Source organism: Streptacidiphilus jeojiense (assembly GCF_000719095.1).
Classification (GTDB): Bacteria; Actinomycetota; Actinomycetes; order Streptomycetales; family Streptomycetaceae; genus Streptacidiphilus; species Streptacidiphilus jeojiensis.
Genome location: NZ_JOEH01000006.1, coordinates 45,371 through 62,931, shown reverse-complemented (window position 1 = coordinate 62,931; position 17,561 = coordinate 45,371). Strand labels below are relative to the sequence as shown.

Genomic DNA, 17,561 nt, shown 5'->3' with positions numbered 1-17,561 from the left:
CACGCACGTCAGATACGGCGTCGGGACGGGGGCTCGGCCGCCAGACGAACCCCACCACACCGACTACGGCGCCCCGCCTCCCCCACCGGCTGTCAGTCCCAGCTGCCAGGATGCACCCATGGACATCTTGGATCAGAAGCTGAGTCGTAAGCAGGCCTCGGACGCGGTCGGAGCCCAGGGGTGGCGGCTGCTGCTGGGTGCCCTGTGCGCGTCGGTGCCGGTGCGGTCGCTGGCGCAGGCGGTCGAGGTCGCGGCGAGCGCGGTCAGCGCGTGCGGGGACGACGCCGACGGACACCTGCATGTCGACATCCGCCCGGGGCGGGTCGTGCTCACGCTGCAGTCGCTGGCCCAGGCCGCCGTGACCGGGCGCGACGCCGATCTCGCGGAGCGGCTCTCCGCAGTCGTACGTGCGGCCGGGCTGCGCACAGAGCCCGAGCTCGCCACGGAGACCGGTGCAGCGGCGGGCACGGAAACGGGCGCGGAGACGGGTACGCGGGCAGTCCGTTCGGTGCAGATGCTGGAGATCGCGATCGACGCGCTCGACATTCCCGCCATCAGGCCGTTCTGGCAGGCCGTGATGGGCTACACCGACGAGGCGGAACCGACCTGCTCCGGCGCCGGCCTGGTGGACCCGGTCGGGCAGGGCCCCGCGATCTGGTTCCAGCAGATGGACCAGCCGCGCCCGCAACGCAACCGCATCCACTTCGACCTCTGCGTCCCCCACGACGAGGCGCAGCACCGGATCGAGGCCGCCCTGGCGGCCGGCGGCCGACTCGTCTCCGCGGACGAGGCCCCCGCCCTCTGGGTGCTCGCCGACAGCGAGGGCAACGAGATCTGCGTGACGACCTGGCAGGGAAGGGACGCCACCCCCTGAGCCCCTGAGCCCATAAGCCCATAAGCCCCTGAGCCGGCACGTCCTGGTCGGCCGCGCCGGGCTGTGCGTAGGATCAGCTGCCATGGAGATCTGGATCAATCCCCGCTGCGGCAAATGCCGGGGCGCCCTGCACACCCTGGACGAGGCCGGGGCCCAGTACACGGTGCGCCGGTACCTGGAGGACCCGCCCACGGCGGACGAACTGGAGACCGTCCTGGAACGGCTGGGCCTCGAACCCTGGGACATCGCGAGGACCGACGAACCGGTCGCCAAGGAGCTCGGCCTCAAGGACCCGACCGCCTGGCCCCGTACCGACGAGGCCCGCGGCAGGTGGGTCGCCGCGCTAGCCGAGCACCCCGTCCTGATCCAGCGTCCGATCATCACCGCAGACGACGGCCACGCAGTCGTCGCCCGTACCGACGAGGCCGTGCGCAGCGTCCTGCCCGGCCAGTAGTCCGGCAGTACTGCCCAGTACTCTCCCCCGCTGCCATCACATTCCGGCAACTTGGCATCAACAACCCCCCAGGGATGCCAATCTGACGCAAAGGCATATGACTCGGCGGGAGCACCACCATGGCGTTCACCAGTTCGTCCGAGCCGTTCCGGGAACCACCGCGGCGTCGGTCGCGCGGCCATGTGGCGATCGGCGTGGCGGTTCTGCTCATGTTCTGCGTGCCGCTGCTGATACTGGTGACGACGGCCACGCCGTCCCAGAACAAGGCGAACGCCGACGGCACGGTGGCGGCCGACGGGCCGACGGGCACACCGACAAACCCGGCCTCGGCCCGTCCGGTCGGCGAACTCGCCCCTGCCGCCTCCACCTCGCCGGGCGTGTCGTCGGGCGTGTCGACGGCCCCTACGTCAACCGTTCCGAACGCATCCGCCGGCGCGTCCCGCCCGCTGATGCCTCCGCTGCCGCCGCCCGGGGCGCCCTGGCCCCCTCCGCCGGGGGCGCCGGTTCCCCCGGTCTGCGCCCTCGAGTACCGGGTCGACGCCGGCGGTGCCACCACCTGGACCGCGATGACGGCCCTGAAGGGCGAGCTGACCGTCGAGTCGGTGTCCGCCGGGGTCGCCCACCGCCAGCGCCTGCAGCTCCCCGCCGAGGTCGGCGAGCTTCCGTTGCCGACCGCCGTCGCCCGGGACCACGGGCTCCGCGCGACCCTCTCCCCCGCCGACGGCACCACCACCTCCTGCCTGGTCGGCCCACAGGCCTGAGGCGCCGGACTGCGAAGGTCGATGTCCCCGCATATGGTCGGTTGAGGTCAGCCTGTGCGCGGGTCGGGTCGGGGAGGATCGGCGCCCAGGGCCACCCACTGCGGAATGAGCCCGTATGGATCCCGTCCTCAACGCCTCCGTCCTTGCCGAGCTGCGCCGGCCGCGCCGCTACCCCGCGGTGTCCGTCCTGGTGCCCACCCACCGCCGCGAGCCGGACAACACCCAGGACCCGGTACGGCTGCGCAACCTGGTCGCGGAGGCCAAGGAGCGGGTCGCGAGCGACCCGGACGTCTCCAGGGCCGACCGGATCGACGTGCTGGAGCAGCTGGACCGCGCCGTGGCCGAGGTGGACCTGGTGCACGCCAAGGACGGTCTGGTGCTGTTCGCCGCCCCCGGCGAGCACCAGGTCTGGAGCCTCGGACGGCCGGTGCCGGCCCGGGTGGTCCTCGCCGACACCTTCGTGACCCGCAATCTGGTCTCCGCCCACATCGCCGAGCAGCCCTACTGGGTGCTGGCGGTGGCCGCGGACCACGTCTCGCTCTGGAGCGGGGTGCTGGACCGGCTGACCGAGCACCACACCGACGGGTTCCCCCTGACGCGCAGCCTGGAGGACCCGGACTCCGAGCGCAAGGAGCGCATCGGCGACCTGCCGAGCATCTTCCGCGACGAGCAGACCCGCCAGTTCCTGCGCCAGGCGGGGGAGGCCGCCTCCCCCGTGCTGGACGCGAACCGCCGCCCGCTGTTCCTGGTCGGCGAGGCCGCGGCGCTGTCGCTGCTGGCGGAGGCCGCCACCGGCAGCGCGCTGGCGGCCTTCACCGGGGCCGCCCACATCACCCAGGGCGGGCTGGCGAAGGGGCCGGGCCAGGCCCTGTTCAAGGCGGTCGGCCCGGTGCTGGAGGCGCAGCGCCGCCGCCGGGTCTCCGACGTGCTCACCGCCCTGGACCAGGCACGTAGCCGCCGCGAGTTCGCCGCAGGGCTCGACGAGGTGTGGCAGAACGTCACCCAGGGCCGGATCGCCTCGCTCAGCGTCGAGGAGAACTACCGGACCACCGTCCGGGACGACGGCGAGCACCTGGTCCCGGCCGACGACCCGACCCACCCCGACGCCCGCGAGGACATCGTCGACGAGATCATCGAGCGGGCCCTGGACACCGGCGCCGAGATCACCTTCGTCCCCGACGACAGCCTCACCCGCATGGAGCACATGGCCGCCGTGCTGCGCTACTGACCTTCGGCGGGGTCGACGCCCGGCAGGGAGAATCGTCCCGTGACGACAGCTCAGGCACTGCGCGACAGGATGGTGGACGCACTGGTCGCGCAGGGCGCGGTCGGTACCGCCGCGATCGAGGCGGCGATGCGGGGGCTGCCGCGTGAACTCTTCCTGCCGGGCGTGCCGTTGGAGCAGCTCTACGCCGACGACGTGGTGGTGACCAAGCGGGACGGCAGCGGCAGGGCGCTCAGTTCGGCGTCCGCGCCCGGCCTGGTCGCCGAGATGCTGCGGATGACCCGCGCCCGGGCGGGCCACCGGGTCCTGGAGATCGGTACCGCCACCGGTGTCAACGCCGGCTATCTGTCCCGGCTGGTGGGTCCGGAAGGGCAGGTCGTCACCGTCGAGATCGACCCCGACTTCGCAGCCGGGGCCCGCCGCGGTCTGGCGGCGGCCGGGGCGGACAACGTGGTCACGGTCCTGGGCGACGGGGAGTACGGCGCCCCCGGATCGGCCCCCTTCGACGCGATCGAGGTGACCGCCCAGGCCGGTGACATCGCCGCCGCCTGGCTGGACCAGCTGCGCCCGGGTACCGGGCGGCTGGTGGTCCCGCTGACCCTGCGCGGGATCTCCCGCACCTTCGCCTTCGCACCCGAGGGCGACCACGACGACCTCAGGGACCACCGGGACCCCGGGGACCTCGGGGACCTCGGGGACCTCGGGGACCTCGGGGACCCCAACGACCACTGGATCGCGGTCGAGCAGCTCCCCAGCGGCTTCGTGCCCATCCGCGGCGACGGCGCCCGGCCGCAGCGCACCCTCACGCTGCTCCCGGGATCCCACGGGCCGGGCGGCTCCGACAGGCCCGGCGGCTCCGACGGGGCACGGCTGCGCATCGACGACGACCAGCCCGCCGACCCGGCCGCGCTCATGGCGGCCCTCTCCGCCCCGGCGTACCAGGTGTGGACCGGGACCACCGTGCCGGGCGACGGCGGCCGGGTCCTGCTGCACCTAGAGTTCTGGCTGGCGGTGACGATGGACGTGTACGGACGCTTCGTCAATGTCGGCCCGACGTTGGAGGCCGGTCCCGGTCCGCTCGGCTGGACGCCCCCGTTCGGGAGTCCGGCCGGCTGGGACCGGGACACTCTGGCCTACCTCGTGCTCCGCCGCCGGCCGGACCACCCGGCCGGCTTCGAGCTGGGCGTGTGGGCGCACGGCCCGCACCGCGAGCCCCTCGCCACGTCGGTCGCGGACCAGGTCCGGCACTGGGACCGGCACCTGCGCGACGGCCCGGAACCCACGGTCCGCGCCTACCGTGCGGGCACGCCTGACCAGCGCCTCGCACCCGGCCGGATCGTCGACCGGCCGCACACCAGGATGGTCATCGGCTGACCGACGGCACGGCCGCTCAGCCGATGACGGCCGGGCAGGTGAGCACGCGGGTGTGGTCCACGCGCCGCTCCGGGCCGGTGAGGACGAGCGGGACGCGGGAGCGGATGTCGGACTCGGCGCTGGACGCCGCCAAGCGGAACTCCAGCCGGCCCGGCTCCACCACGCGTCGGCCGTCGCGGCCGGTGAAGGAGGTGGTGTCGGCGTGCACCCGGAAGGTCACCCGGCGCTGCTCGCCCACCGGGAGCTCCACCCGCGCGTACCCGATCAGCCGCGACTCCGGGCGGGTGACCTGGGCGACCGGGTCGTGCAGGTAGAGCTGGACCACCTCGGCGCCGTCGCGCGGGCCGGTGTTGCGGACCCGGACGCTGATCTCGACCTCGCCGTCGGTGGGGACCGCGCCCGCCGTCACCTCCGCCTCGTCCCATTCGAACGAGGTGTAGCTGCGGCCGTGGCCGAAGGCGTACAGCGGGGTGGGGTCGAGGTTGCTGACCTCGTTTGCGTTGCCCAGCGGCGGCTGCAGATAGGTCCACGGCTGGCCGCCAGGGCCGACCGGGATGCCGATGGGCAGCCGGCCGGAGGGGTTGACCCGGCCGGAGAGCACTCCGGCGAGCGCCGCTCCGCCCTCCTCGCCCGGGAAGAACGCCTGGACCACGGCACCGAGCCGGTCCGCCCAGCGCCCCAGCGCGTACGGACGGCCCGTCAGCAGCACCAGCACGACCGGGGTTCCGGTCTCCAGCAGTGCGTCCAGGAACTCGCCCTGGACGCCGGGGAGGGTGAGGTCGGCGGCGTCGCAGCCCTCGCCGGAGGTGCCTCGGCCGAACAGCCCGGCCCGGTCGCCCAGTACGGCGACGCAGACCGAGGACTCCCGGGCCGCGGCGACAGCCTCGGCGAAGCCCTCGCGGGACGGGGCCGAGACGTCGCAGCCGCGGACGTGGCGCAGCTCGGAACCGGGCAGCTCGGCGCGGAGCGATTCGAGCAGCGTCGGCACCTCCACCCCGGTCGGGGTGCCCGGGTGCAGCACGCCGACATGGGCGGGGAAGGAGTAGCAGCCCATCATCGCCATCGCCTCGTCGGCGAGCGGGCCCACCACGGCGACCGGGCCCGGCCCGGCGGCGTCCTGTCCCATGCCGTCCTGCCCCCCGCGGTTCAGCGGGAGCACGCCGGCGGCGTTGTCCAGCAGGACCACGGCCTGCTGGGCCAGCCGGCGGGCCAGGTCGCGGTTGTGCGGCGGGTCCAGATCGACGCTGCCGCGCTCCTGGTCGACATCGACGTCGGCATCGACGCCCCCGGCACCGCCGTCGACCCCGACCAGGGCGGCGGGCTCCGCGGACCAGTCCGGGTCCAGCAGCCCCAGCTCGCACTTCTGCAGCAGCACCCGGCGCAGCGCCCGGTCCACCGACGCCTCGTCGACGTCGCCGCGGCGGACCGCGGAGGCCAGTTCCTCGCCGTAGGCCCGCACCGTGGGCAGCTCGACGTCCACGCCGGCGGTCAGCGCCAGCCGGGCCGCGTCGGCCCGGTCGGCGGCGACCCGGTGCAGGGTCTCCAGGAAGCCGATACCGAAGTAGTCGGCGACCACGGTTCCCTCGAACCCCCAGGTGTCGCGCAGGAGTTCGGTGAGCAGTCGGGGGTCGGCGGCGGCCGGGACGCCGTCGATCTCGGAGTAGGAGTGCATCACCGAGCGGGCACCGCCGTCACGCAGGGCGTGCTCGAACGGCGGCAGGATGACGTCGGCGACCTCGCGGGCACCGGCCCGGACCGGGGCCAGGTTGCGGGCACCGCTGGACGCCGAGTAGCCGGCGAAGTGCTTGAGCGTGGCGACGATCCCGGTCGACTCCAGACCGGCGACGTAGGCCGCACCGACGGTGCCCACCAGGTAGGGGTCCTCGCCGATGGTCTCCTCGACCCGGCCCCAGCGCAGGTCGCGGACCACGTCCAGGACCGGCGCGAGCCCCTGGTGCACGCCGACCGAGCGCAGGTCGCTGCCGATCGCGGCGGCCATCTCCCGTACCAGCTCCGGGTTCCAGGACGCTCCCCAGGACAGCGGCACCGGGTAGATGGTGGCGCCCCAGGCGGCGAAGCCGGCCAGGCACTCCTCGTGGGCGACGGCCGGTATGCCGAAGCGGTTGGCGTCGGCGATCCGCTGCTGGGCCCGGGCCAGCGAGCGGGCGCCCAGCGCCGGGTCGACCGGGGCGGTGCCGAACGGCCGGGTCAGCTGCCCCAGCCCGGTGCTGATGAGCTTGTCCAGGTCGACCGGGTCGGCCAGGTTGTCGTGCATGTGCGGGGCGACGCCGCCGCCCTCCGCGTCCGCGCCCACCCAGACGCCGTAGAGCTGGGCGACCTTCTCCTCCAGGGTCATCCGGGCCATCAGGTCGGAGACCCTGGTCCCGGCAGGCAGGGACGGGTCCCGCCAGGGGCCGTGGGGGTGGCTGGGGTCGTGCTCGGTCGCCATCGGAGGAGGCGTCCTTTCGTGGGATGCAGTGCTGGAGCAGTGCGGAGCTGGGGAACGGCGGTGCTGGGGAACGGCGGTGCTGGGGAACGGCGGTGCTGGGTAACGGCAGTGCCGGGGAAACGGCAGTGCCGGGAAAGGGAACGGCGGCGCTCAGGCCCGGGCGGTCACTTGCCGCCGACGCCCATCAGGCCGCTGATCAGCGCCTTGCGGGCGAGCAGGTAGGCGACGAACATCGGGATGCCGGACAGCACCACGGCCGCCAGCGTCGCCGGGATGTTGACGCCGTACTGGCTGCTGAGGGTGTAGAGCCCGGTGGTCAGCACCCTCTCGTTGTCCGACTGGGTCAGGATCAGCGGGAAGATGAAGCCGTTCCAGGCGTTCAGTGCGGTGAAGACGGCCACGGTGCTGAGCCCGGACCGGGACAGCGGGACGACCAGCTGCAACAGGATGCGGGCCTGCCCGGCGCCGTCCAGGGCCATCGCCTCGTACAGCTCCTCGGAGATGTCGCGCATGCTGCCGACCAGGATCAGCAGGGTGACCGGCATCGCGAAAGCCGCCGTGGGCAGGATGATGGCCGGCAGCGAGTCGTACAGGCCCATCTTCCCGATCATCACGTACAGCGGGACGATGGTGACCGGCGCCGGGATGGCCAGGCCGAGCAGGAAGATCCGGAACGCGAAGTTGGCCCAGCGGCCGGCGCTGCGCACCACCACGTAGGCGACCGGGACGCAGAGCAGCACCACGGCCGCCACCGTGAAGGCGGTCACCAGCACGTTGTTGACCAGGAAGCCCCAGAAGCCGCTGTCGAGCACCAGCTTGTAGTTGCTCAGCGTCAGCGTCTTGGGCCAGGACAGCGGGTTGCCGCCGAGGGCCTCGTCCTGGGTCCGCAGCGAGGTGGTCACCAGGATGTAGAGCGGGACCAGGACGATGACCAGCCAGACTCCGGCGCCGAGGCCGGCCAGCGGGTTGCCCTTGATCCGCAGGCCCTTGCGGCCGGTGCTCCTGGACCCGGAGCCCCTGGACCCGCTGCCCCTGAGCCGGGCGGCCTTGATTGACTGACTCATCGTCACATCCCCTCCCGGGTGGAGCGCATGGACCCGAAGCCGGAGAACTTGACCATGAGCAGGGACAGCAGTGTGGAGACCACGACGAGGGCGGTGCCGAGCGCGCTCGCGTAGCCGAAGTCGAAGCCCTGGAAGGCCTCCCGGTACATCCCGTAGGACAGCGTGGTGCTGGAGGTGCCCGGGCCGCCCTGGGTGAGCAGGAAGACGGTCTCGAAGGAGGTGAGCGAGCCGACGATGATCAGCACCGAGGAGGTGGTGATCGTGTGCCGCAGCTGCGGCAGGGTGATGTGGAAGAACTGGCGCCAGCGGCCGCAGCCGTCGATGGACGCCGCCTGGTACAGCACCTCGGGGATCTGCCGCGCCCCGCCCTGGTAGATCAGGGTGTGGAAGGGGATGAACTGCCAGCCGCCGACGAAGGCCACCGCGATCAGCGCGCCGTTGGACGAGCCGATGATGTTGCCGTCGGGGAAGCCCAGCCACGGCCCGATGGTGGTAGCCAGACCGAAGTTGGGGTCCAGGATCGCCTTGAAGAGCAGTGCGATGGCGGTGGTGGACAGCACCAGCGGGATGAAGAAGACGGCCGACAGCACGGCCCGGTTCTTCTCCCGGCCGGCCGCCCAGACGCCGAGCAGCAGGGCGACCGGGGTCTGGAAGGCCCAGCTCAGTACGGTCAGCACGATCGTGATCACGGTCGCCTGGCGGACGTCGCTGTCCTGGAACAGCCGGGTCCAGTTGGACAGGCCGGAGAAGTGCGGCGTGCCCAGGCCGCCCCAGCTGCCGCAGAAGGAGAGGTAGACCGCGTAGACCATGGGGGCCACCGCGAAGACCGCGAAGAACAGCACGCCGGGCACGGCCCAGCCGGGGCTGGGGCGCCCGACCCGGGCGGCCACACTGCGGCGGACGCGGCCCTGCGGGGCGTCATCCCGGGCGTCGGAGCCCTGGGCACCGGCCGGGGCCCGGCCCGGCCCGCCGTCCTTACTGGCGGGCCGGGCCTCAGCTTGACTGGACATTACTTGAGCGCCTTCATGTCGGTGACGAACTGCTCGGGGCTGACCTGGCCGGCGAAGAGCTTGCCGATCTCGGTGGTCATCTGGGTGGCCTGCTTGGCCGGCAGCGCCTGGTCCCAGGACAGCTGGAAGGACGGGGCCTTCTGCACCATGTCGTACTGGAACTGCGCGAACGCCGGGTTGGGCGAGCTGGAGAGCAGGTCCTTGGCCGAGGTGGTGGCCGGGACGTCCCCGTTGGCGACCAGCTTGTTGGCGTAGTCGGCGGTGGCCATCGCCTTGAGGAAGGCGACCGCGGCGTCCTTGTTCTTGGTGTGCGCGTTGACGGACCAGTAGTTGGTCGGGTTGCCGACCACGTCGGCCGCGTCACCGGTGCCGCCGTCGACGGTCGGGAAGTTGACCCAGCCCTCGTCCTTGGTGGCGAACTCCTTGTGGTTGGCCAGCTGGTTGGAGTAGTCCCAGGTGCCCATCAGCTGCATCGCGGCCTTGCCGGTGCCCAGCAGGGTCGGGGCGGCGTTGTTGGTGTAGCTGGTGGCGGTGAAGGTCTTGCCGAAGGCGCCGTCGTCGATCAGCTGCTTCGCGGTCTGGGCCGCCTTCAGCACCGCCGGGTCGCCCCAGGCGGAGGAGTCGCCGCCGGCGATCTTCTGGAAGACCGAGGGCCCGGCGATCCGGTCCAGCAGTTCCTCCAGCCACATCTGCTCGGTCCAGGCGTCGGCGCCGCCGAGCGCGACCGGGGTGATGTTCTTGGCCTTCAGGGTGGTGATGGCCGTCTGCAGCGCCGCCCAGGTGGTCGGGGCCTGCAGACCGTTCTGGGTGAACAGGGTCTTGTTGTAGAAGAGCACCACCGGCTGCATGCCGCGCATGGGTATGCCGTAGTTCTTGCCGTCGATGGCGCCGGCCGCGAGCACCGAGGGCAGGAAGGAGCTCTTGAACGAGGAGTCCTGGGTCAGGTAAGGGGTCAGGTCCAGCAGCTCGCCGGCGTCCACGAAGGGCTTGATGCTGCCGCCGCCCCAGTTGTAGAGCAGGTCCGGAGCGTTGGGCGAGCTCATCACCGCGTTGAGCTTGTTCTGGTACGAGTCTCCGGGGATCTCGACCAGCTTCACCTTGACCTTGGAGGTCTTGTTGAACTCGGCGACCGCCGCTTCCTGGACCTTCACGGCGCCGTCGCCGTAGACGTACGCGGTCAGCGTGCCACCGCCGGAGCTCGACCCCGAGCCGGAGCCGGAGCCGCAGGCTGCGGTCAGCAGACCGAGACAGACCGCCCCCACCATCGCGGTGGTTCTGACAGCCCGTCGACTCCCCTGCCGAGCACCGTTCGACCTGATCGCCATCACACACACCTTCGTGTCGAATGTTTCGGAGCAAATTCCGAATGATTACGGGGAACTTAAGCGGCGGTTGCGATCGACGTCAAGAGAGGTCCGTTCGGATCTCGTTCCCGTTTTGGTCACGATCCGCTAGCATCTCCGCCATGAGCACCGCCCGAGAACCCCGCCTGCGCAGCGAGAACGGCTCCTCCCCGACCGGAGCCACGCTCGCTGAGATCGCCCGTGCCGCGGGTGTATCCGCTCCGACAGTTTCGAAGGTTCTCAACGGACGATCGGATGTGGCGCCCGCCACCCGGCTCCGGGTCGAGGAGCTCCTGCAGCAGCACGAGTACCAGCCGCGCCGGCGCAGCGGCCCCGCCCCGTCCTCCCTGCTCGACCTGGTCTTCCACGAGCTGGAGAGCCCCTGGGCGATGGAGGTCATCCGCGGGGTCGAGGCCGTCGCCCGCACCGAGGGCCTGTCGCTGGTCGTCTCGGAGTCGGCCGGACGGCTCAGCCCCGGGCAGAGCTGGGTCGACGCGGTGCTGGCCCGCCGCCCGGTCGGGGTGATCCTGGTCCTCTCCGACCTGGACCAGGCCCAGCGCGACCAGCTGACCAGCCGCGGGATCCCCTACGTGGTGATAGACCCGGCCGGCGACCCGGGCCCCGACGTGCCCGCCATCGGCGCCACCAACTGGCAGGGCGGCCTCAGCGCCGCCCGCCACCTGCTGGAGCTGGGACACCGCAGGATCGGCGTGATCAGCGGCCCGGCCCGGATGATGTGCAGCCGGGCCCGGGTGGACGGCTACCGGGCGGCGCTGGACACCGCCGGGGTGCCCTTCGACGAGAGCCTGGTCGCCGAGGGCGACTTCCACCACGAGACCGGCTACACCGCGGGACTGGAACTGCTCGCCAGGCCGGACCGGCCGACCGCGATCTGCACCGGCAACGACCTCCAGGCGCTCGGCCTCTACGAGGCCGCCCGCGAACTGGGGCTGCGCATCCCGGACGACCTCAGCGTGATCGGCTTCGACGACCTGCCGCTGGCCCGCTGGGTCGGCCCGCCGCTGACCACGGTCCGCCAGCCGCTGGTGGAGATGGCCGAGTCGGCCATCCGGCTGGTCCTGGACCTGGCCCGGGGCGAGGCCCCGGCCACCCGCCAGCTCGACCTGGCCACCCGGCTGGTCGAGCGCAGCAGCACCGCTCCCCCGGCAGCCTGAGCACCGGCCGCGCCACCCGCCACTGCCACCACCACCAACGCCGCCACTGCCGCCACCGCCCGAACCGAGGTACCTGCCGCCATGCCGACGACCGCCCGGAACCCGCTGCTGCCCGGCTTCCACCCGGACCCCAGCATCTGCCGCGTCGGCGAGGACTACTACCTGGTCAACTCCTCCTTCCAGTACTTCCCCGGCCTGCCGCTGCACCACAGCAGGGACCTGGTGCACTGGCAGCCGGTCGGGCACGTGCTGGACCGTCCCGGGCAGCTCCCGCTGGACCGGGTGCGCCCCTCCGGCGGGCTGTACGCGCCCACCATCCGGCACGACGGCAGCCGCTTCCACGTCGTCTGCACCCTGGTGGACGGCACCCTGCCGGGGCGGCAGGGCAACTTCGTGGTCTCCGCGGAGGACCCGGCCGGCCCCTGGACCGACCCGGTCTGGCTGCCGGAGGCGCCCGGTTTCGACCCCTCGCTCTTCTTCGACGAGGACGGCTCCGCGTACCTGCTGGGCACCCGGCAGATACCCGGCGCCGAGCCCGAGGGCCGCACCGAGATCTGGCTGCGCCCGATCGAGGCGGGCGGCGACTGGCGGTTCACCGGCCCCGAGAGCGTCCTCTTCTCCGGCGCCCTGGTCGACGCCGTCTGGGCCGAAGGGCCGCACCTCTACCGCCACGACGGCGGCTACCTGCTGCTGCTGGCCGAGGGCGGCACCGAACAGAACCACGCGATCACCGCGGCCAGGGCCGACCGGATCACCGGCCCGTACCGGAACTGCCCGCGCAACCCGCTGCTGACCCACCGTCACCTGGGCCCGGGGCAGCCGGTCGGCGCCGTCGGCCACGCCGACCTGGTGCAGACCCAGTACGGCGACTGGTACGCGGTGCTGCTGGCCACCCGCCCACTGCCGGGCCCGGACGGCGAACCGCACGAACTGCTGGGCCGGGAGACCTTCCTGGCCCGGGTCGACTGGCAGGACGGCTGGCCGCTGTTCTCCCCCGGCGTCGGCCAGGTGGAGCCCCGGCTGGAGATCCGGCTCCCGGACGCGGCCGACCCGGAGGCGGCCCCGCCCGCCGAGACCGACGACTTCGCCGCCCCCGCACTGGCCCCGCACTGGAACCTGCTGCGCACCCCGTACCGGCCGGTCCACCAACTGCCGGGCACGGGCCTGCGCCTGCCGCTGCTGCCGGAGACGATCACCGAACGCGTCTGCCCCGCCTTCGTCGCCCGCCGGTTGCAGCACCACGCCTTCGAGGCCGAGACCCTGCTCGACTTCACCCCGGCCGCGCCCGGCGAGGCGGCCGGCCTGGTGCTGTTCCAGGACGAGGACCACCAACTCCGCCTGCTGCTCGGCGCCGACGGACAGCTGGACCCGGTCCTCACCCTCATCGAACGCCGCGCCGGCAAGGAGACCCTGCTGGCCACCACCAGCGCCGTCCCGGCCGGCACCCCGCTGCGGCTGACCGTCCGCGCCGACGGCCTGCGGCTCCGCTTCCGGTACCAGGACCGGGAGTTCGCCGAGGCCGACGCCACCGTGCTGAGCACCCGCACCGCGGGCGGTTTCACCGGCGCCTACATCGGCCTCTACGCCAGCTCCCACGGCGCCCCGGACTCCCCGAACCACGCCGACTTCCCCTGGTTCCGCTACTCCCCGCGCCGGTAGCAGGGCTGGGCGGACCTCCTCAGGGCGGCGTGGCCAGCACGCTGGAGAGCCGGAGGATCACCCCCTGGTGCAGATCGGCGGTGAAGTCTCCGGTGCTGGTGTCCGGTTGACCGGCCCGGTGCACGGTGGCGCCGAGGTGGAGCAGGCCGGAATCGGCCTGACGGTCCGCCACCAGTGGTTGCACCAGGTCGATCTGGAACATGGGCGTGTCGGGGGCGAGGGCGAAGGAGAGGCTCTGGGTGTCCCCGTCCAGCCGGGCCCTGACGTCCACGCCGGTGATGCCGTCGGCCCCCATCTTCGCGTCGTTGACCAGGGTGATGGTGGTGTGCAGGTCCTCGATGTAGAGCCGCTGTTGGTCGATGACGGCCGGGGTGGAGTCGGCCAGGGCGTAGTCGGCCGTGAGCAGCGCCCCCGTCGAGGAGACGGCCGGGACGGCCGCCGTACCACCACCGCCGGGCACCGCCACGGCCAGGCCGCCCGCCACGAGCCGGCTGGAGCCGTCGGCCAGGGTCTCCAGCAGCCGGCTGAGGGTGGCCGCGGTCTCCGCGTGGTTCTGCACGGTGGCCGTGGTGCCGTCGCCGCTCGCCGACACCGGACCGGCCGGCCAGGGCCCGGTCAGGTGGACCACGTCCACGTGCAGCTCGACCGGGCCGATGCTGCTGCCGTCGCTGAGGGCGAAGGCGGCATTGCCCACCAACTGCCCCTCCGCGGCGGCGGATCCGAGCATCGCGTTGACGACCACGGCGTCCGTGTAGTTCAGCTCGGCGCTGATCTGGAGGGAGCTGCCGGAGACCGTCGCCTGCACCGGAGTGCTCGCATTCCACCCGGTCACGGTGAGGGCCGACATTCCCGAGCCGTAGTCGGTGGGCAGCAGCAGGGTCGGCCGGCGCCCCGCACGGACTGCCAGTACCGCACTCAGGTCGGCCAGTTGGGCGTGGCGCAGGTCCGGCTGCAGGCTCGCCTGCAGCCGGCAGGGCAGGCCCCCGTCGTGGGTGGCGTCGAACACCTCGATCCAGCGGATCAGTGGGCTCCAGTCCTGGACTCCGGGGTGTCCGGGGTCCGCCCGGCCGACCCGGTAGCGGCGCGGGAGCACCAGGTAGACGGCCGGCCGGGTGAGCGAGGCGAGCACCTCGTAGTCCGCGGTGGCCAGTTCGTCCAGGGCGGTGTAAAGCTTGTCGGGGAGTCGGCCCAGGGCCATGCCGTCCTGGCAGCCGATCGGGACCGGCTTGGCCGGGTCGGTGGTGTCGAGGTAGAGCCGGCCGTAGTCGGTGCACGGGACCAGGAGGTCCAGGCTGCGGCTCTGCCCGGTCGAGACGCGGTCCCAGCTGCCCACCGGGTCGTCGCCGCCGTCGGAGACCGGCGGAACACGCTCCGGCGCGAGCCGGACGCCGTCCGCAGCCACCAGCTCCGCCGAGGTCCCGCGCGGCGGCAGCAGCCAGTCCCACCAGTAGGCGGTGAAGGTGACGCTGGTCCGCAGCCGCAGCGGAACCGGCTGGTACCCGGGCCGCGAGAGGCTTCCGTACGCCGCCCGGGCCAGGTCTCCGGCCACCTCGAAGACCAGGGTGCGGGTGTCCCCGTCCTGGGTGGTCCGGGAGGCCGCGACCGAGGTGGTGGTCAGGCTGCCCTTGACCTCGTCCACGTAGGGGATGTCGATGACGGCCTGGAAACCGTCCAGCGGGATCGGCGCGCAGTGGCCGAGGTCGGAGATCTTCGCCTTGGTCGCGTCGCTGAGGAAGGACTGGAGCTGCACGGTGATGGTGGCGGCGAGGCTCGGTTCGCCGTCCGCTGCGTGACCGGTGACGAAGGTGTAGCCGAAGGGGCTCTGCGGCCACTGGCTCTGCGCCGTCGGCGCGACGATGCGGAAGGTCGGCAGGTACCAGCTGAACCAGCCGAGGTAGATGTCCTCCAAAACGTCGAACCCGTCCGGGTCGCTGCCGGGCAGCTTCGGCCCGCCCGGGTTGCCGTCGTCGGGCGGGGAGGCGTCGCGCACCACCGCGGTCTGCGCCTGGGTCAGTAGCGGCTGCGTCAGCAGCGGTCGGATCCTCATCGCGGGTTGGTCTCGGTGACGCCGGGTTCGCCGACCCTGGGCGGGAGCGCGGTGAACGCGCCGTTGCCGGAGGTGGCCTCGATCCAGGGTCCGGTCCAGCCGTCGTTGGGCGGTGCCGCGTCGCCGATGTCCGCATTGCGGTAGACGGTGACCCGGTAGCTGAACTGCGGCTGATAGTCCGGCTGTCCGGTGTAGACGGTCCAGTAGCGGGCCGTGTGCTGGTCGTCCGCGGTGAAGGAGAAGGTCACCACGTCGTCGGCCCTGGAGGTGCCGTCCAGCCGGGTGCCCTGCGGCTTGAGGGCGATGTCGGCGGTCCAGTTCCCGCTGAGGTGGCCGCCGAGGGCGATCGGTCCGACGTTCAGCACGCCGACGTGGTCGCACTTCACGGCCTGGGCCAGGTCGTTGGTGAGCGTGCCGTTCTCGCCCGGGTCGAGCTGGACCTGGCCCACCTCGACCCGCTGCCGCAGATAGGGGCTGTCGGTGTCGGGGGCCGGCGGGTTGAAGACGATGGAGCGCTTCACGTACAGCTTGTCCGGGGTCCAGCCCTGCGGCGGGTTGGCCACGTCGACGGCCTGCTTCTCGGTCATCCGGGCGAACCAGGTGGAGGACGTCGTGCCGTCGGCGAAGCTGATGTAGGCGCTGGGCGCGGAGCTCGGCGAGGTCGAGCCGGGGCTGCCGGTGGGCAGGCCCTGCGCGGGGTTGGCGGGCACGACCGCCGACGGGTCGCTCGGCGGGGAGAAGGTGGTGCCGCTCCACTGCAGGCTGCCGGCGGTGTTGGGGTAGCCGATCTGCACGCTGACGTAGTCGACCGGGTCGCCGACCCAGTGCCGCTGCGGGTCCGGCCAGTTGACGCCCGGCTTGCAGGCGACGGTGATCATGCGGTCGTAGTCGTCGAGGTACAGCTCGCCGAAGTACTTCCGCAGGACCGACGGATCATGGGCGAGGACGTCACCCAGGCCGTCCAGGGCGCCGCCGATGGTGTGCGGCTGGAGGTAGCGGGAGTCCGAGGTGAACTGGAAACTGTTGGCGATGTCGACCTGGTCGTGCCGGAAGTCCAGCGACACCCCCACGCCCAGGCCCCAGCCGGTGCCGAAGCAGCCGCTGCCGCCGGAGGGGGCCTGCGCGTCCGGGACGGTGGGCATCGGCTGGAAGATGACCTGCTTGGCCTGGTCCATCCAGAGCGGGATGAGCATGTCGATGAACTTCTCGACGGTCTTCTCCTGGTCGTCCGCCCCCTGCAGGGTGCGGTCGATCTCCAGGTTCACCTTGATCGCGCCGGTGGTGCGCAGGTAGTTCCAGGTGGTCTTCACGTCCGCGGAGGCCCAGAAGTACTGGGCGTGCACGGCGGTGGAGAGGTGCGAGAAGACCCGCTCCCAGTCGGAGGTCATGGTCAGTGAGGTGATCGGCGCCCACAGCGGGACCTGCAGGTTCTCGATGACGGCGATGACGCTCTGGTTGGCCTTGAAGCCGGCGGCGACGATCTCCGCGGACACCGAGCCCATCATGCAGGTGAAGGAGTTGTCGGCGACCGGGTCGGTGGCGCCGGGGCCCTGGCCCTGCATCTTCCAGAAGAAGGGGTCGGTGCCGCCGGCCGTGGTGAGCGAGCCGTCGGGGTTCATGCTGGCGTTGGTGACGCTGACGATGTTGGAGGCGATCGGCATGGGACGGAAGAAGGCGGGGTCGCCGAGGGTGGGCGCGGGGGCCGAGGACTGGTACCGGGTGTAGCGGTCGCCCTTGTCCTTCCAGGTGTCCAGGATCTGCTGGTGCGCCTGCGCCAGGACCCCGTCCGGCGGTGCCGAGGTGATCGTGAAGGAGAGCGCCCCGCCGGTGACCTCCCTGGTCGTCCCGGGGATCACGCCGACCGTGGTGCTGCCGGTCTGCACCCCGGCGAAGTGCAGGTAGTAGAACTCGTAGTCCCCGTCGGGCTTCCGGGCCAGGCGCACCCCGTTCGGCACCCAGTAGTAGACCGGCGGCATCCCGGCCTGCTGCATCAGGTCGTTGTGCTTGTCCGGGAGGTAGGAGAGCGTGTAGTCGACGCCGTCCTTGCTGACCACGGTCTGCTGGAAGCCGCCGGTCCAGATCGGGCCGACCGGCTCGGCGGTGTCGATGTTCGGGAAGTCACCCAT

General features: G+C 72.2%; 13 protein-coding genes. 7 read left to right on the top strand and 6 right to left on the bottom strand.

The annotated features are described in order from the left end of the window. The first annotated feature begins 118 nt into the window (after window positions 1–118). From IF29_RS0108815 to IF29_RS0108795, 5 genes are all read left to right on the top strand, one after another. Window positions 119–874: a VOC family protein gene (locus tag IF29_RS0108815; RefSeq protein ID WP_030252014.1), complete on the top strand. Its 756-nt coding sequence runs from the start codon at window positions 119–121 to the stop codon at window positions 872–874. Between the two features lie 82 nt (window positions 875–956). Next, window positions 957–1,328, top strand: a complete 372-nt coding sequence (locus tag IF29_RS0108810; protein WP_030252011.1) for an arsenate reductase family protein — start codon at window positions 957–959, stop codon at window positions 1,326–1,328. 119 nt (window positions 1,329–1,447) lie between these two features. After that, complete coding sequence (locus tag IF29_RS0108805; RefSeq protein ID WP_030252009.1) at window positions 1,448–2,089, top strand: hypothetical protein; 642 nt, start codon at window positions 1,448–1,450, stop codon at window positions 2,087–2,089. A 115-nt stretch (window positions 2,090–2,204) separates the two neighbouring features. Next, window positions 2,205–3,317, top strand: coding sequence for a baeRF3 domain-containing protein (locus IF29_RS0108800; RefSeq protein ID WP_030252006.1), 1,113 nt, complete (start codon window positions 2,205–2,207; stop codon window positions 3,315–3,317). 39 nt (window positions 3,318–3,356) lie between these two features. Next, entirely contained in the window at window positions 3,357–4,688 is a 1,332-nt protein-coding gene (locus IF29_RS0108795; RefSeq protein ID WP_084713773.1) for a class I SAM-dependent methyltransferase, read from the top strand. Window positions 4,689–4,704: 16 nt separating this feature from the next. Here IF29_RS0108795 and IF29_RS0108790 read toward each other — a convergent pair whose 3' ends face one another. From IF29_RS0108790 to IF29_RS0108775, 4 genes are all read right to left on the bottom strand, one after another. Next, complete coding sequence (locus IF29_RS0108790) at window positions 4,705–7,137, bottom strand: beta-xylosidase/alpha-l-arabinosidase (protein WP_030252002.1); 2,433 nt, start codon at window positions 7,135–7,137, stop codon at window positions 4,705–4,707. 164 nt (window positions 7,138–7,301) lie between these two features. Beyond that, on the bottom strand, window positions 7,302–8,201 hold the full coding sequence (locus IF29_RS0108785; protein WP_030252000.1) for a carbohydrate ABC transporter permease: 900 nt from the start codon (window positions 8,199–8,201) through the stop codon (window positions 7,302–7,304). 2 nt (window positions 8,202–8,203) lie between these two features. Further along, window positions 8,204–9,211 (bottom strand): carbohydrate ABC transporter permease, encoded by a 1,008-nt coding sequence (locus IF29_RS0108780; protein ID WP_084713770.1) that lies wholly within the window; start codon window positions 9,209–9,211, stop codon window positions 8,204–8,206. Further along, window positions 9,211–10,476, bottom strand: a complete 1,266-nt coding sequence (locus IF29_RS0108775; RefSeq protein WP_030251995.1) for an ABC transporter substrate-binding protein — start codon at window positions 10,474–10,476, stop codon at window positions 9,211–9,213. Before IF29_RS0108775 ends, IF29_RS0108780 begins: the two co-directional genes overlap by 1 nt. A gap of 200 nt (window positions 10,477–10,676) precedes the next feature. Between IF29_RS0108775 and IF29_RS0108770 the strand changes: the two genes are divergently transcribed. Both IF29_RS0108770 and IF29_RS0108765 read left to right on the top strand, forming a co-directional pair. After that, window positions 10,677–11,729 (top strand): LacI family DNA-binding transcriptional regulator, encoded by a 1,053-nt coding sequence (locus IF29_RS0108770; protein ID WP_030251992.1) that lies wholly within the window; start codon window positions 10,677–10,679, stop codon window positions 11,727–11,729. Between the two features lie 81 nt (window positions 11,730–11,810). After that, on the top strand, window positions 11,811–13,388 hold the full coding sequence (locus tag IF29_RS0108765; protein ID WP_030251990.1) for a glycoside hydrolase family 43 protein: 1,578 nt from the start codon (window positions 11,811–11,813) through the stop codon (window positions 13,386–13,388). Window positions 13,389–13,407: 19 nt separating this feature from the next. On the opposite strand, the gene IF29_RS0108760 is transcribed toward IF29_RS0108765, so the two are convergent. Next, window positions 13,408–15,435 carry a hypothetical protein gene (locus tag IF29_RS0108760; protein ID WP_030251988.1) on the bottom strand — a complete coding sequence of 676 codons (2,028 nt, stop codon included), beginning with the start codon at window positions 15,433–15,435 and terminating at the stop codon, window positions 13,408–13,410. Continuing rightward, a complete protein-coding gene (locus IF29_RS0108755) occupies window positions 15,432–17,561 on the bottom strand; it encodes a hypothetical protein (RefSeq protein ID WP_030251985.1) in 2,130 nt (709 codons plus the stop codon). The genes IF29_RS0108760 and IF29_RS0108755 overlap by 4 nt, the downstream gene beginning before the upstream one ends.

Coding starts and splice junctions, on each gene's coding strand:
- IF29_RS0108805 (WP_030252009.1), top strand. CDS start 1,448: ATGGCGTTCACCAGTTCGTCCGAGCCGTTCCGGGAACCACCGCGGCGT.
- IF29_RS0108785 (WP_030252000.1), bottom strand. CDS start 8,201: ATGAGTCAGTCAATCAAGGCCGCCCGGCTCAGGGGCAGCGGGTCCAGG.
- IF29_RS0108790 (WP_030252002.1), bottom strand. CDS start 7,137: ATGGCGACCGAGCACGACCCCAGCCACCCCCACGGCCCCTGGCGGGAC.
- IF29_RS0108755 (WP_030251985.1), bottom strand. CDS start 17,561: ATGGGTGACTTCCCGAACATCGACACCGCCGAGCCGGTCGGCCCGATC.
- IF29_RS0108775 (WP_030251995.1), bottom strand. CDS start 10,476: ATGGTGGGGGCGGTCTGTCTCGGTCTGCTGACCGCAGCCTGCGGCTCC.
- IF29_RS0108810 (WP_030252011.1), top strand. CDS start 957: ATGGAGATCTGGATCAATCCCCGCTGCGGCAAATGCCGGGGCGCCCTG.
- IF29_RS0108760 (WP_030251988.1), bottom strand. CDS start 15,435: ATGAGGATCCGACCGCTGCTGACGCAGCCGCTACTGACCCAGGCGCAG.
- IF29_RS0108815 (WP_030252014.1), top strand. CDS start 119: ATGGACATCTTGGATCAGAAGCTGAGTCGTAAGCAGGCCTCGGACGCG.
- IF29_RS0108780 (WP_084713770.1), bottom strand. CDS start 9,211: ATGTCCAGTCAAGCTGAGGCCCGGCCCGCCAGTAAGGACGGCGGGCCG.
- IF29_RS0108800 (WP_030252006.1), top strand. CDS start 2,205: ATGGATCCCGTCCTCAACGCCTCCGTCCTTGCCGAGCTGCGCCGGCCG.
- IF29_RS0108770 (WP_030251992.1), top strand. CDS start 10,677: ATGAGCACCGCCCGAGAACCCCGCCTGCGCAGCGAGAACGGCTCCTCC.
- IF29_RS0108765 (WP_030251990.1), top strand. CDS start 11,811: ATGCCGACGACCGCCCGGAACCCGCTGCTGCCCGGCTTCCACCCGGAC.